Origin of the sequence: Sphingomonas sp. 7/4-4 (assembly GCF_027941955.1) — a bacterium.
Classification (GTDB): Bacteria; Pseudomonadota; Alphaproteobacteria; order Sphingomonadales; family Sphingomonadaceae; genus Sphingomonas.
This window is the reverse complement of the sequence record NZ_CP115960.1, coordinates 1,175,760-1,189,118: the sequence shown is the minus strand read 5'-3', so window position 1 is coordinate 1,189,118 and position 13,359 is coordinate 1,175,760. Positions and strand designations below refer to the sequence as shown.

Annotated in this window: 14 protein-coding genes; 7 read left to right on the top strand and 7 right to left on the bottom strand. The window is 61.5% G+C overall.

Annotated elements, in window-relative coordinates; all coding sequences use genetic code 11:
* Positions 1-16: 16 nt before the first annotated feature.
* From PIB19_RS06020 to PIB19_RS06010, 3 genes are read right to left on the bottom strand one after another with little or no spacing between them, the layout of a single operon-like run.
* Positions 17-2,149: an RHS repeat domain-containing protein gene (locus tag PIB19_RS06020; protein WP_271240074.1), complete on the bottom strand. Its 2,133-nt coding sequence runs from the start codon at positions 2,147-2,149 to the stop codon at positions 17-19.
* Positions 2,143-2,844 (bottom strand): hypothetical protein, encoded by a 702-nt coding sequence (locus PIB19_RS06015; protein WP_271240073.1) that lies wholly within the window; start codon positions 2,842-2,844, stop codon positions 2,143-2,145. Before PIB19_RS06015 ends, PIB19_RS06020 begins: the two co-directional genes overlap by 7 nt.
* A gap of 54 nt (positions 2,845-2,898) precedes the next feature.
* On the bottom strand, positions 2,899-3,081 hold the full coding sequence (locus PIB19_RS06010) for a hypothetical protein (protein ID WP_271238682.1): 183 nt from the start codon (positions 3,079-3,081) through the stop codon (positions 2,899-2,901).
* 243 nt (positions 3,082-3,324) lie between these two features.
* Here PIB19_RS06010 and PIB19_RS22835 point away from each other — a divergent pair, with 243 nt between their 5' ends.
* The 3 genes from PIB19_RS22835 to PIB19_RS05995 are packed head-to-tail and all read left to right on the top strand — an operon-like array spanning position 3,325 to position 4,869.
* Positions 3,325-3,744, top strand: coding sequence for a TrbC/VirB2 family protein (locus tag PIB19_RS22835; protein WP_336297266.1), 420 nt, complete (start codon positions 3,325-3,327; stop codon positions 3,742-3,744).
* 49 nt (positions 3,745-3,793) lie between these two features.
* The gene (locus tag PIB19_RS06000) at positions 3,794-4,507 is read left to right on the top strand and encodes a hypothetical protein (RefSeq protein WP_271240072.1); all 714 of its coding nucleotides are present in this window, start codon (positions 3,794-3,796) and stop codon (positions 4,505-4,507) included.
* On the top strand, positions 4,504-4,869 hold the full coding sequence (locus PIB19_RS05995) for a hypothetical protein (protein ID WP_271240071.1): 366 nt from the start codon (positions 4,504-4,506) through the stop codon (positions 4,867-4,869). The genes PIB19_RS06000 and PIB19_RS05995 overlap by 4 nt, the downstream gene beginning before the upstream one ends.
* Before the next feature lie 259 nt (positions 4,870-5,128).
* Here PIB19_RS05995 and PIB19_RS05990 read toward each other — a convergent pair whose 3' ends face one another.
* The 3 genes from PIB19_RS05990 to PIB19_RS05980 all read right to left on the bottom strand — a co-directional run bounded on the left by PIB19_RS05990 (position 5,129) and on the right by PIB19_RS05980 (position 9,008).
* The gene (locus PIB19_RS05990) at positions 5,129-7,105 is read right to left on the bottom strand and encodes a hypothetical protein (protein WP_271240070.1); all 1,977 of its coding nucleotides are present in this window, start codon (positions 7,103-7,105) and stop codon (positions 5,129-5,131) included.
* Positions 7,106-7,973: 868 nt separating this feature from the next.
* Positions 7,974-8,669 carry a hypothetical protein gene (locus tag PIB19_RS05985; protein ID WP_271240069.1) on the bottom strand — a complete coding sequence of 232 codons (696 nt, stop codon included), beginning with the start codon at positions 8,667-8,669 and terminating at the stop codon, positions 7,974-7,976.
* Between the two features lie 30 nt (positions 8,670-8,699).
* Positions 8,700-9,008: a hypothetical protein gene (locus PIB19_RS05980; protein WP_271240068.1), complete on the bottom strand. Its 309-nt coding sequence runs from the start codon at positions 9,006-9,008 to the stop codon at positions 8,700-8,702.
* Positions 9,009-9,130: 122 nt separating this feature from the next.
* Here PIB19_RS05980 and PIB19_RS05975 point away from each other — a divergent pair, with 122 nt between their 5' ends.
* The 4 genes from PIB19_RS05975 (at position 9,131) to PIB19_RS05960 (ending at position 12,960) form a co-directional block, all read left to right on the top strand.
* Positions 9,131-10,597, top strand: coding sequence for a type IV secretory system conjugative DNA transfer family protein (locus PIB19_RS05975; protein ID WP_271240067.1), 1,467 nt, complete (start codon positions 9,131-9,133; stop codon positions 10,595-10,597).
* Positions 10,594-11,169, top strand: coding sequence for a hypothetical protein (locus tag PIB19_RS05970; RefSeq protein WP_271240066.1), 576 nt, complete (start codon positions 10,594-10,596; stop codon positions 11,167-11,169). The genes PIB19_RS05975 and PIB19_RS05970 overlap by 4 nt, the downstream gene beginning before the upstream one ends.
* 273 nt (positions 11,170-11,442) lie before the next feature.
* Positions 11,443-12,453: a MobQ family relaxase gene (mobQ, locus tag PIB19_RS05965; protein ID WP_271240065.1), complete on the top strand. Its 1,011-nt coding sequence runs from the start codon at positions 11,443-11,445 to the stop codon at positions 12,451-12,453.
* Positions 12,454-12,960, top strand: coding sequence for a hypothetical protein (locus tag PIB19_RS05960; RefSeq protein ID WP_271240064.1), 507 nt, complete (start codon positions 12,454-12,456; stop codon positions 12,958-12,960).
* Positions 12,961-12,979: 19 nt separating this feature from the next.
* On the opposite strand, the gene PIB19_RS05955 is transcribed toward PIB19_RS05960, so the two are convergent.
* Entirely contained in the window at positions 12,980-13,195 is a 216-nt protein-coding gene (locus PIB19_RS05955) for a hypothetical protein (RefSeq protein WP_271240063.1), read from the bottom strand.
* Between the last annotated feature and the right edge of the window lie 164 nt (positions 13,196-13,359).

Here is a 13,359-nt window from a genome sequence, read left to right as displayed (position 1 = left end):
GTGTCATTCGAGCGGGTCACGCTCGCGATCTGCCCCGCCGGATTATACGTGAAGCCATGGGTAAAATCATAGGCGCTGCCCCCAGATCCTGGGTCAGCGAGGCAAGCCGCGAAACGGCATCATAGCTGTAGTTCGTGGTCGTGCCATTGCCACGTGTTATGCCCGTCCGGCGGCCGAGATCGTCGTAGCTGTAGTCCGCGAGCACGAGGACGCCGGGAGTCGTGCTATTTTCACGAATCTCGGTCACCTCGCCCGTGACATAATGGTCATAGGTGACATAAAACCCGTCGTTCCACGTCATGCGCGTCCGCCGGCCAGCCAGATCATATGTGGAGCCGAGCGAATAGTAATAGTTGCTCTCGGTGGTCTTGCGCCCGAGCGCGTCGTACGAAAAAAGCGTCTGATTCAAGGGGTTCTTGGAAGCTGATTTCAGGCGCCCGAGAAGGTCATAGCCGTAGGTGATATCCTGTTCGTCAACCGCGCCGTTCGGCAGGTCGGTGAAGGTCAGGCGGTTCAGATTGTCGTAGCTGTAGCCGATGCTCTGCCCGTCGCGCAGGCGCCGGCTGGTGACGTTGCTCGCCGCGTCGTAACCGAGCTGCTCGTAATCGGTGGTCGAGCTCGCACCCGCGGCTACCGTCGTTACCGGATAGCGCGTGATCGACGGCCGGTCGAAGCCGTCATATTCGTAGCTGGTCTTGTTGCCCTCGGCATCGGTGACGCTGGCGAGCTGGCCATTGCTGGTATAGCCGGCCGTCACCTCGTCGGACTGGTCGGCAGTGCCATAGGCAGTCTGAACCGTGGTGATCCTGCCGACCGGATCATAGGTGTTACGAGTAATTCGATCGGGGCCCGCCGCTCCTGCCGTCGCTGGCGAACAAGCACCCGGAAGGCTCCCCCAGGTAGCGGTGTTCATTCTGAGCGCGGTGCAGTCGAGCCGGCCGACTGCATCGTAGCTGTACTGCGTCACCTGATAGGTGCCGCCGCTACCTGTGACCGTGTCGCTGGTCTTGAAACCGTTTGCGTCGTAGGCCGAGGTCTCTTGTTGCGCCGACGCGAACGTCGCCCAATCGGAATCGCTGGTCCCGTTGACATTGCCGAGCTCGGCGACGGTGGGCTGCCCAATGCTGTTGTACGTTGTACGAGCGGCTCGGCGTTTCGCCGAACCTGCACCGTCCGGGTCGGGTGAGATTGCGCCAACGCGCTGGCGATCAGCGTCGTAGCGATAGGTGACGGTATCTTCACTACCAGGCAGGGGGCCGTCGACTGTCAGCAGATTACCGGCGGGGTCCCAGCTCTGGGTAGTGGTCGCCGCAAGGCTGTTGTCTCCGGCAGCGATGGTCGTGCTCGTTACATTGAGATTAGCGTCATAGCCGACCGCAACTTTGACTTCATCAGTTGTGCCAACGCAGCCGGGAGCCACACCTGTCTGGCACTGCGACACGCCAGTCAGCAGCGAGACTCCCGTGGCAGTGTAGCTGTATCGCGTTTGGGGTCGATTGGCGCCGGGAGTGGGTGCGGGCGAGGTCACGCTGGTGATCAACCCAGTGTTTCCGTCATAACCGTAGTTGGTAACACCGCCGCGCTCGTCTGTGGTTGTGTCGGGTTCGTTGCACGAAGGCGTTGTGCAGCTTGCGGGATAGCTTGCGGTCGTGGTGATGTCTGGCAACCCCGATGCCGGCTTCGCCTTGCGGCGGGTCTCGGTTAGGTTGCCCCGGCCGTCATAGCCATACTGAATTTTGTCGCCTTCAGGATAAGTGACCTCGGTGGGCCGCCCAAGGCTGTCGTAGCTGAACGAGGTCGTTTTGCCCAAGGCATCTGTAATGGCGGTCGGGCGGAACTTGGCGATATCCGAGACTATCGTGGTGGCGTGCGACTGGGCATCCGTCACCACCATCGTCGCGGTATTACCCGAGACCGAGTAGTTGTATGCCGTCGTGATGCCGTCGCGAGTGACCGAGTTGGCCTTGCCGTTTGCATCGCGGCTCACCGTCAGCGTGTCGCTTGTAGCGCCGGGCTTGCGGAGCGCGGTAATCGCCTCGGAGCCCGTGATGCGCCATGTCTTCCCGCCCGGCGTGGTGACCGTGTAGACGCCACCGGACGGAGTGCCATAGGTAACAGTGCCGACGGTCGTCGCGCCATTCTTCAGCACTGCGCTGGTACGACGGAACCAACTCGGGGAGCCCACGGCACCCCCACGTACGTCCAGATGATCTCCCCTGACGCGTTGCTCACCGAGGAGAGGCGCCAGGTGTGCGTGCAATCACGTCCAGGCTCACCTAAGGGCACGTCTGCGCATTGGCTTTCGATCTCCCATTGCAGATTTACTGCCATGCCGTTTTTGCGCGTGATGCTGATCGGCAGGAGGTGGCAGTAATTGGTATTGTTCGAATCGCATAAGTTCGATGTGCCGCCGCCGAAGCCTAACGGGTTGCTAAATTCGATGACCGTACCGTCCAGGGTCTTGTATGTTGCTGACTCCCAGTTGTCGGTCAGCGTTGCACCGGTGCCGCGAATCGATTGAGGATTGCCGAGGATGAAGTTGTCATAACTCGGCCCAAGGACGACGCTGTAGCGGGTGCCGCCGCTGTTCAGCTCCTTGTACAGGGTAATGTTCGACCAGTTGTCGCTTTCGCCGGTATAAATGATCAGCGGCAATTCCGTCGAGCCGGAGCCGAGTGAAGCGACCTTCAGTTCGAGTTGATGTTGCCCGGTGGTTAGATCGACTCCGTTTGCGTCAAGATTGGGGTGCGGTGACCCCGTTTGTGCAAATGCCGGAAAACCGATTCCCGCAGCCAGAATGGTCGAAAGCAGCAGCGCAACGCGTCGCGAGTGGAAAGAACCCATCACGAAATCCCCTTCATAGATCGAATGGTACCGCGGCCTGCGGTGAGCAATCGATCAGGGCGGCGGTGGGTTGGGCGAGCCGGTGACCTTGAGGTTGCGGCGGTTGTTCGCCTTGTCGTGCGTGTATTCGTACTTCACGCCGTTGTTCACTGCGCCCGATCGCTCGGCCTTGATGAGCCGGCCCTTGGCGTCATAGGTGTAGGTGATCGTCTCGGAGGCGCCTGCTTGTGCGGTCACGAAACCGCAGGACGCCAAAACAATGCCCAGGCGCAAGATACGCATACCGACCCCCTTCGATTAACCGCAAAGCCTGTAATCGCAATAATGGGAATGTTCGCCTGCGCCCGGGGCGAATCGCTTTTGTTTCGATTACAATGAGAGCGTAACTTGGCATAAGGCGCAACGCCTAAATCCGGTTCGTGCACGGTTAGTATTGAAACTGCGCTTGCCCCGCCGGAAGGTCCGGCGCACGAACGTCTTGTGCTGAACTATGCCTTCTCCGCAGCGCTTTCGCGGCTCCCGGTGACAAGCTGGGCCTACACGGCTTCTTTGGACGATCCGGCCGGATCGAGTGTGATCTTGCGTGCCGTGCAATGGCTGGAAGGAACGCTGCTCGGAACGGTCGCAACCACCGTTGCCGTAATATCCGTCGCAAGCGTAGGGTTCATGGCACTCAGCGGGCGCGTCGATCTCCGCCGGGCCGTAACCGTCATCGTTGGGTGTTTCGTCCTCTTCGGGGCACCGGGCATCGTGGCTGGCCTGCGAGACCTCGCGGGCGGCGGGAGCGCGTCGGTCCTCGCCTCTTCGCCACCGCTCCCTGCCGACCTGTCGCGGTTGAACACGCGCCCGCAACGTCCGGCCGACTACGATCCCTATGCTGGCGCCGCGGTGCCGAAGTGACAGGGCTTGCTCTTTCCCCAGTCGATGGTGAGGAACCATTCCTATCCCCATGCGCATGAATCCAAGAGAATACCGGAACTCGCCGGAGGACCGGGAATGGGAACTTCCAGCGTGGGGCCATCCGATCTCGCAAGGGGTGATGCCGCTCTTTATCGGCGTCCACGGGCGGCTCTTTCCCATCGGAACGGCATTCACGACCGGCAAGCTCCATTTCATGGTGACTGCCACCCACAATATTGAGCAGATCATGGCTCGCGATCCGCGCTTTGCGCACAAGATCAATCGCGGCAGGCCGGAGGGCGCGCACGATCTGAGCGACGGCCATGCTCTCTATGTCCTCCACCACCGCCTTGAAAATGACGTGATGCACTTGACGTTGTGGCCGTTGCGCAAGATCGACGGGGCTTCTCCAACGGATGTGGTGTTCGCTTCCCCACAATATGGCGGGGAGATCCAGACACTCATTTCGCCCTTGTCATTCGACATCCCGTCGATTGGCGAAAAGGTGCTTAGCCTCGGCTATTCGGAGTTTACCTACCCTGAAGAGGGCATCGACCTTGCCGAGGTCAAGGCCGGTACATTCGATTGGCACGGGGCATACGCCCATCATCTTTTCGCAACCGAAGGCACCGTCCAGCGGGTCTTCACCAAGCAATTTTCATCGGGCTTCGTCGCTGGCCCTTGTTTTGCCTTCGACGTCACGATCCGGCACGGCATGAGTGGGGGCCGATCTATAACTGGGCGGGCAATGTATGCGGGGTGAACTCCGCCGGGGCGGATGGGTTCTTCGCCACGCCCATGAGTCTCGGATCGCTGCTCTATCCGATGCTGACCCGGCCACTCAGGTTCGGTGCGGAAATCGGCCCGATAGCGTTGAACGCCATCCGACCGATGCTGGATCTCATCGCGCAAGGCACGCTCAAAACGGACGGCAGCGAGCAGCATGTCGGGTTCACCAACGACCCAACCACGGGGCAACTGGTTGCCCATCCACGTACTCTCGTGGAGAGCCGAGACTATATCCATGACGATTTTGCTTCGTTCCAGGATGGAAAGCCTGCGTCGAAGTTGACCGAAGAGTATTACGTCTTCCGTAAAACCGCTCCCGACCAAAACACTCCCTGAAGGGAACGGCCATGCAGCGCGCGATCAGGAGATGGCGAGTGTCGGAAGAAGAGCGCAGTGTCGCTTGGATCGACTATATCATCGCGAGCGATGACCTTGCCGACAAGGCGCTGGCGGACGAGTTCATCGCCCAGAGCGGGGCTTATAGCCAAACCATGCAATGGGTCATGCGCGAAACTGAAGCAGGCAGACTGACCCCGGAAACGATGGGAAAGCTCGAAGAGGAAATGAGCCTTTCCCAAGCGCTGCAAGAGCGGGTCTATCGCCGGGGACAGGAGCTAGCGGCATCCGGCGCGGCCCCGGCCGAGGAGGCATTTGCCGAGGCGTGGCATGCGCAGTGGCGGAACCTATCCCCGACGCTGCCCAGCGACGACAATACGATCCGCCGAGTCTCAACGCGGCACCACCTATCGGAAGCTGGGCGCATCTGGTCCGTGCTGCCGCCCTGGGTGCCGGCGGCGCGCAACAGCATTGAGCGAAACTCTCGGTAGAAATAGCTCGTCGCAAATCGTTCAGAGCTCGCACAGTCTTTCTGCGTAGGAACCCACCACACCTCTGTTCCCGACGATCTCAAAAAGGCGGAGGGCTTCCTTAAAGACCGCGCGTGCCGCCTCGGGATCAGAACGGCGAAGTGCGATTTCACCAAGGCCATCGAGACAATTTGCTTGTCCGAGTGCATAGTCCGCTTGCCTGTAGAGGGACAGCGCTTCGCTAAAGTGGCCTTGGGCCGCATCGTCGTCCGAGCGGAAGGTCGCGAAAACGGCGAATTCCAGGATACAATGAGCTTCACCCAGCGCATCTTCGATCTGCCGAGATAGCGCAAGCGAATGTTCAAACGCAGCATCCCGCTTTGCGGGATCGTCAGAGAACGTATAGCCAAGACTTCTCCGGCAATACGCCTCACCGGCCATATCACCCACCTCTTCGTAAAGGGAAGCGCGCGTTCAAAGGCTTCCCGAGCGGATTTGAGGTCCCAGCCGCCAAGATGCTGGTCCCCCATGCCGCTTAAGCACTGAGCTTCACCAAGTATGTCGCCTCTTGCATGGCAAAGCGGCGCATAATCGCTGAAGATGGTTGTGGAAGCCCCTGCGAGATGAGCATAGTTAGCAAAGCCTCGTAACGCGGCCATGGCTTCATCATATAGATCATAGTCAATCGCCGCTCGAAAGGCGGCCTCGATATTATCGTACTCCGAGGAGAGGCGCGGCAACGCACCGTCACCGCGCATCGTGCCTATGGTTTCTCCGAGACGTCGGACCAAGCCAATAAAGTGCTTGATCCATGTCGTATCGTCTTCGCAGGACGACTGGGTGCGTCGCAGGGCATGATCCCGAACAGGCGGGAGCAAAACGATACGCCCGGCTCGCTCGATGACCAGGCCTGCACGGTAAAGTCGTTCTTCGGCATCGAAGGCGGCTTCACCAATCAGAGCGTCACGGTCTTCATGGGCAAGGCCATCGGGCAGATTTCCTAAGATGTAGAACAGGCGTAAGGCCGGGGGTGTTATTCGTTCCGATTGCAGAGACAGTTCGATTGAATGGGGCACCGAGGTCAGCCGCCCTGCGTCGAAGTCGGGATGTTCTGCCAGCTTGACACCTATCCGCTCCCACTCCTTCCAGAGCGCTGCCAAACTGGACCGACCATAAGCTCGCCGCGCGACGAACTCGATGGCAAGCGGAATGCCGCCCAACGTATAGGTAAAATTGCCGAGATCAGGATCGGCCAACGCCCACTGGCCGGCGATCAAGGCGAAAAGCTGGATAGCGTCAGTTCGCGGCAATTCTGTCAAAGGATGCTCCACCCAGCGGAGACCTCCGACTGCATCCCGCCCCCGGAAAGAAGCTAGAATTGCGACGCCGGGAATTGCAGCAAGATCGGCCAGCACTTGCTCGGTCGCGTGCCGCTGGTCGTGCGACAGCCATGGGGTTTCGAGGTTATCGAGGATCAGCAAGGATTGCTTACCCTGCAGGGTGCTAAGGGCCGCCTGAAAGCCATATTGCGGATCGCAGCCGAGCGCGCGGATGATGGCGGCCTGCATGTCCCGCGCTGAGTGCTCGTTTTCAAGCTCGACGAAATAGCGGTGGCCACCAAAGCGGGCGGCGACATCGGGATGATGGGCGATGGCCTTGGTCAGCTCGGTCTTGCCGATGCCGGGGCCACCCAGGATCAAGGTGGCGGATGAGCTTTCCGATGCGAGGATATGGGCGAGCGCATCGCGCTCATCATCGCGCCCCATGAAATGCGCGGTGGGCCGGGGGATGGACGCCGTAGGCGATACGACAGGTGGCGGGTCCGGGAATTTCCTTGTTCTCTTGTTCCGTCCTCTCGACGATCGTTCACAAGCCTCATCTAGGTCTTTAGCCCAAGCGTCGAATGCTCGATCTCGCTCCAAAGAGAGCCTTTTTAACTAGACCATTGCCTCCGGTCGCTTCCGGGGCGCTTCTGGCGCCAAGCCAATGATTGAGACTGGTTCTCGCCGTATCTTGCGCATTGGCGGCGAAGGCTTTCAGGCGAAATTCGTTCCTATCCCATGGCTTACCGTTTACGGTCGTGTTCCCATCGGGCCGAGTTCCCCAATAGAACAGATGCCATGCGAGAAGGTCGGAATAATTGCCGTCGATCGGATAATCCGGCGAACACGGGAGCGGTCTCGAACCTTTCGTCACTGCTCCATAAACCTCCCACCCAAAGACGCAGCTTACCCTGTAGGGAATTGTGACGGTTCCGGGAAGATTGCTCTGTCGCCACTCATTCTGCTGGACAGTTCGATGGAGATATGAGGAAATATAGATGAACCAATTTTGGCTGTTATGGGAAACACGAGAGCATTTTTCAGTGGTGAGACTTGGGTTTTAAGCAAATTGTCGGAGTTGGCCACACGATGTGGTGTAAGTCCGACCATCGCCAATGTGTGCCTTACGGAATACTGGAGTGATGACGAAACCGATCATCACTATGCCCTCTCCTATGTTGATGGGAGTGCGCGGAACGAGAGCGAACAAGAGGCCGTGGAGAAGGTCACGAAACTTCTTGGATTTGGCAATGACGGGGTCTTGGAATTTCCCGATTTGATGGCGGTCGAAGAAGCTGTTGACCACGCCTTGTCACTTGCCCCGCGTGCTCGTGTGCGAGACCGCTGAGCCGCCACCCAAACCTCCATCGATTAAGGTCGTTTTCGGCCGTTTTCGGCCGTTTTCTTTCCTGAAAACAACGTCTCCCGCACTTCTTCCGCACCGGCCTCGCAGTGAGGTCGGCAATTCGGAAGGAATGCGATCATGCTGATGCACATCATCATCGAAATCATCAGGGCCATCCTCGACTCCAAGCGGAGCTGAGCGTGGCGGCGTGACGGGGCGGTGCAACGCCTCGTCACGTTCCCTTCGGCTGATGCGATCAGCCGGAAGCAAATCCATCGATAGCGGAGAAACAACCATGTGCCAATGCAAGCGGTGCGGGACGCCCTGCGTGTCGCAAAAATTTGAGAATGTGCCGTTCGACCAGATCGCGGGCGGTGCGCTGGCAGCCAAGCAGGCCGGGCGGCCAGCCCATGCCGTCAGCGCATTGCTGGTCTGGGCCGGTGTGGAGGCGGTGAACCATTTCCGGGGCTGGAAATGCCCGGCTTGCGGGTATGCCCAATGAGCGCCCGGTACGCCCATGCGCACGGCGATAGTGCGCCAGAGGTCAGCCGGATCATCATGTGCCCGAACTGCGGCAGTGATGATTTTCGTTCCAATCTTATCGACGAAACGCCGTTCAAGCGCGCGGCGCGCGGCGCGAAGATGCTGCGCAGGCTCGGCCATATGGCGGCGGCTGCTGATGTGCTGACGCGGCTAGCGGCTGTGCGGATCCAAAACTTCCTGCGGTGCCGTCACCTTTGCAACGCCTGTGCGGCGACCTTCGATGAGTAGCTTGTTTCGGGCCTTGGGTGCCGCCGTCGCCGACATACGACAGCGCGTGGTCGAAGAGCCGACATACGGCAAGATCGTCACGCCGCGTTCGCAGAATATCACCATCGGCGCGCCGGGGAGAAATCCCCCGGCGAAGGGCTTGGCTGGTTCCAGCGCCACTTTGGACCATCGAACGCATCGCGGCAGGCCGAACATGGCGACCGCGACATCCACGGCAACGAACGCGACCAAGGCATGGAACGCTGAGGGAGAATTCTCATGGCACAGAACATACTCGATGTGCCGGTGCTGGACCTCGGCAACGGCGACGCGGCGACCGTCCGCGATTTTACGCAGAATTTTTTGTCACCGGCGTGACGGGCGGCGGAAAAACCAGCGGCCCTGGCCACAACGCACTTACCGGGCTGGCCAAACTCGGGGCTGGCGGCGTCATCGCCTGCGCCAAGCCCTCAGAAGCGGATGAAGTTTGCGCCATCCTGCAGAAGGCGGGCCGTGGCGGTTCTATCATCCGGTGGAATGGACGCAACGGCGCATTCAATGTCCTGGCCTATGCGCTTGCGCGCTACGGCCCGCGCGGGATCAACAGCGTGATCGAGGAGGTCATGCGCTATGTCGAGATCATCCGCAACGCGAGCGCCTTGCGCGGTGGTGACGGCGAAGCCTTCTGGCTCGACGAGCTGAAGCGCGTGCTGCGCAATACGCTGCCGTCGGTCTACCTCGCCACCGGAACGCTGCGGCTGCGTGACATCTTGGCCTTCGCACGTAGCGCGCCGACCTCGCTGGAGCAGATGCAAAGCGAAGCTTGGCAACGTGAGTCCTTCTTCTTCGCAGTGATGACTGCGGCGGCCGAAGGCATGGACAATGCGACCGGTGAACGGTTGATGGAATTCTGGCGCGAGTATGCCCAAATGGACGGCAAGCTACGCGGCTCGATCGTCGCAGGTTTCACTATGCTCGACCGGCTGAACCACGGCTGGCTCGGCGAGGCGTTTTGCGGCGAGACCAACATCGTGCCCGCGCTGTGCTTCCACGGCGCGATCATCGTACTCGACATGCCCAGGGCGACCCACGGCGAGGATGGCCTGATCGGGCAGATGCTGTTCATCGATGCGGCGCAGACCGAAGTGCTGAGTCGCAATGCGCTCGATCCAAGTCAGCGCGAACGGCTGGTGTTCTTCTACATCGACGAGTTTCAGGAGGTCGTGACCAGCCGGTATGGCGAGTTTCTGGCGTTGTCGCGCTCGTCGCTGTGTTCGACGATCGCGCTGACGCAATCCTTGCCGGGTCTGTATGCCAAACTGGGCGGCCCCAATGCCCATGACCGCGCGCATCACCTGATTGCGAACATGGGTGTGCGCATCTTCTGCGCCAATTCGTGCGTCACGACCAACGCCTGGGCATCGCAGACCATCGGCAAGGCGGTCCAGCGACGCGCTTCGTACTCTGAGAGCGAAGGCACCAACACCAGCTACGGCAGTGCGATGAATGAGGGCTCAGGCTGGTCGCGCGAGGCCAGTGACAGCAATTTCATGGGCCATGTCGGCGGGTTCGGCTGGTCGATGGACCCGAGCTGGGGTCGCAACGGCTCGGAGAGCGGCAACGATGGCTGGTCGCGCAACCGTGGCCACGGCAGCAGCCAGGGCACCAGCCAAGGCTACAGCGAAACGGTCGATGACATCGTACCGGCCGGGTTCTTCGCCAGCGGGCTGAAGACCGGCGGCCCCGCCAATGGAAACAGGGTCGGCGCGCTTTGGGTGCAGGCAGGCAAGCGCTTTGCCGCGTCCGGTGGCCCGTCCCGCTATGTGGAGTTTGCGCAATGAGGGAGCCTCCCACCCGCGTCCGTTTCATCGGGCATCCGTTGGTATCCGCGCCGATCATGGGGCTGTGCGGCTTCGCTATCTATGCGTGGGTCCAGCACCCCGGCGCCATCGTGGTCGGGGTCGGCGCAATCATCGGCCTGATGTGGACGGTGAAGGCCCAGAACACGATGAACCAGTATCGCCGCTGGCAAAAGGCATGGGACAGCATGGGCGAGCCGAAGGCGGCCCGCTCGCCGATGCCGCGCCTCGTGGCCGCGCTAATCGCAGTGCTGGTCGTCGGCGGGTTCGCCATCGCCGAGAGTGGCACCATGCAAGCGGGCAGCGGCGCGGCGCTGGGTGGCGTCGTCGTGGTCGGTGGCATCCTCGCCGCGATCGTCGCCGGCATCATGGCGCTGGTGAAGCGCGCCGGCGGAGCGAAGTCACCCCGCGCCCGGACCCGGAAAGCGACCCCGCAAACGGAGCCGGTGCGCGTCGCCGTGACCCGGCCCGCCATGCCGGTGCCGGACCTGAAAAGCGCTTACGGTATCCTCCCAGCCCATAGCTGGGACGCCATCGAGGCCACCCGCAAATGACCCCGGCCAACCACCATCTGGGGTTGCATTTCGCCAATCGGCATCACCCCTGCCGCGTCCGGTCCGGCCCCGGAGCGGACCCAACCGACCGGCCTCGCCGGTTCGTTGTCAAGCTCTAGGAAACAGTCTGTTTCAAGAGCTTGGCGGCAATTTGTTAACCATCGTTACGCATTCTGAATGCTCAAAAAGCCTTCCGCAGGAGTGCACGTTGACCACAACTTCTGGTGGTCAACGTAGCTGTGCACTGTTCCGCGGAACTTCCTTCTTTTGAGAATGATTCGCAACAATAAACGATGGGCTAACGAAGGCCTACAGGGGTGCCCGATGGCACTGTATAGCATGCGGGTGACGCAGATTAAGCGCTCGGCCAACCAGAGCCCGGTCGCTGCCGCCGCTTATCGCTCCGGCGAAAAACTACGCGACGATCGCCAAGGCATTACCCACGATTACACTCGCAAGGGCGGCGTCGTGCACAAGGAAATCATGTTGCCCGACAATGCCCCGGCATGGGCACGAAGGCTCGACCGGGAAGCGTTATGGAACATGGCCGACCGGCGCGAGCGCAGGAAGGACAGCCAGACCGCGCGCGAGGTCCGCATCATGATTCCGCGCGAGCTCGATCCGGCGCAGCGGATCTCGCTCGTGCGGGATTTCGTGAAGCGCAACTTCGTCGATCTCGGCATGATCGCCGATGTGTGCTGGCATAACAAAACGGCGAGCGACGGGCTCGACCAGCCGCACGCGCATGTCATGCTGACGATGCGCCCCATGGATGCCGATGGGTTTGGCAATAAGGTTCGCCACGACTGGGTGCCGGACCCGACGGGTCGCACCCATGCGGACGGGCGGACCGTGATGGTCGAAAGCAACCCCGATAGCTGGAACAGCATCGCCTATTATGATCGGGTTCGCGAAAGCTGGGAGGTGACCGCCAATGCCGCGCTCGAGCGCGCCGGGTCGGCGGAACGCATCGACCGGCGCTCTTATTTGGAGCGCGGCCTGTCGCGCCTGCCCGAACCCGCATTGCGGCTGGCGTTCCACCTGAAGGAACTGCGCGGGGTGATGCAGGAGCGGTTCGGGCAGTTCCAATACGCCCGCTTCTATCGCGGCGTCGAGGAGCGCGCCAAGGAAGCGCTCGGGCGCTTCGAGCAAGCGCCCTTTGCGGTCGAGGCGGCGCAGACCTTCCAGCGCTTCCATGACTGGTTCGACCGGCAGATCGAGCGGCTGGCCCCGGCGCGCGAAGAGCCGCAGCGCGAGCCGCCCGCCCCGGAAAGGGAGCGCTAGATGAGCACGCATGGAGGGGGCTGGGAACCTGATCCAAACAAAACGGGCAACTGGCGCGCGATGTTCGAGCAGCCGCGCGGGGCGGCACCCGGCCAACCGGCCGCGTCGCCGCCGCCACCCGCCGATGCGGCGCTGGACGACACCGCCCCGTCGCACGATCTCACGACTTACAAGCCGTGGCTGCTTCAGCGCGGGCGGTCACGCCCGTCGCTGATGCTGGGGCTGCGCCGATTCGAGGCGCGCTCCGGCCTCTGGCAGGGCTGGGGCCTGAGTTACCCCAGCCTGCAAGCGGTGGAGTATATCGGCGACCGCTTCGTGTCGTTCGACTTCGGCACGCGGCAATTCGTGCTGGAAGGACGCGGCCTCGACGAGCTGGCGCGCCGCATCGCCGAAGGCACCGTGCTGGTCGTCCTCGAATATGCCGCGCAGGTCTGGGCCACGTTGCCGGATGGGCCAGTCGTCACCGCCATCCGGCGTGCCGGGATGGAAACGCCGCCGCGCGGATGAGGCGCGGCGGCGTCGGCAGCTATGCCGCTTCCTGCTTCGGTGCGCGAGCTTTGACCTTGCGCATCACGATACGGCCTTGCAGCGGCACCGCGCCGCAGGTGATCGAGAAGCCTTCGCCATCCTTGTTCGGCCAGGCCGCGCCGATCTCGGTCCATTTGGCGGATTTGCCGGTGCCCTCGACGCGATAGAGGCGATGGGTGGGTTTGGTTGCGTTGCTGTTGGTCTGCTTGGTCATGATGGTCTCCCTTTGGTTGGGCTGCGGCACCACGCCGCGGCTTCGTGGGGAGAGGCGCGCGCTGGCTATCGAGCGCCGGGTCCAGTCCGCGCGGGACGCGCGCCCGACAGGGAGAAGCTGCACAAGCCCCGGCCTTGTGCCGGGCGCGGAAGCGCACTGACTTG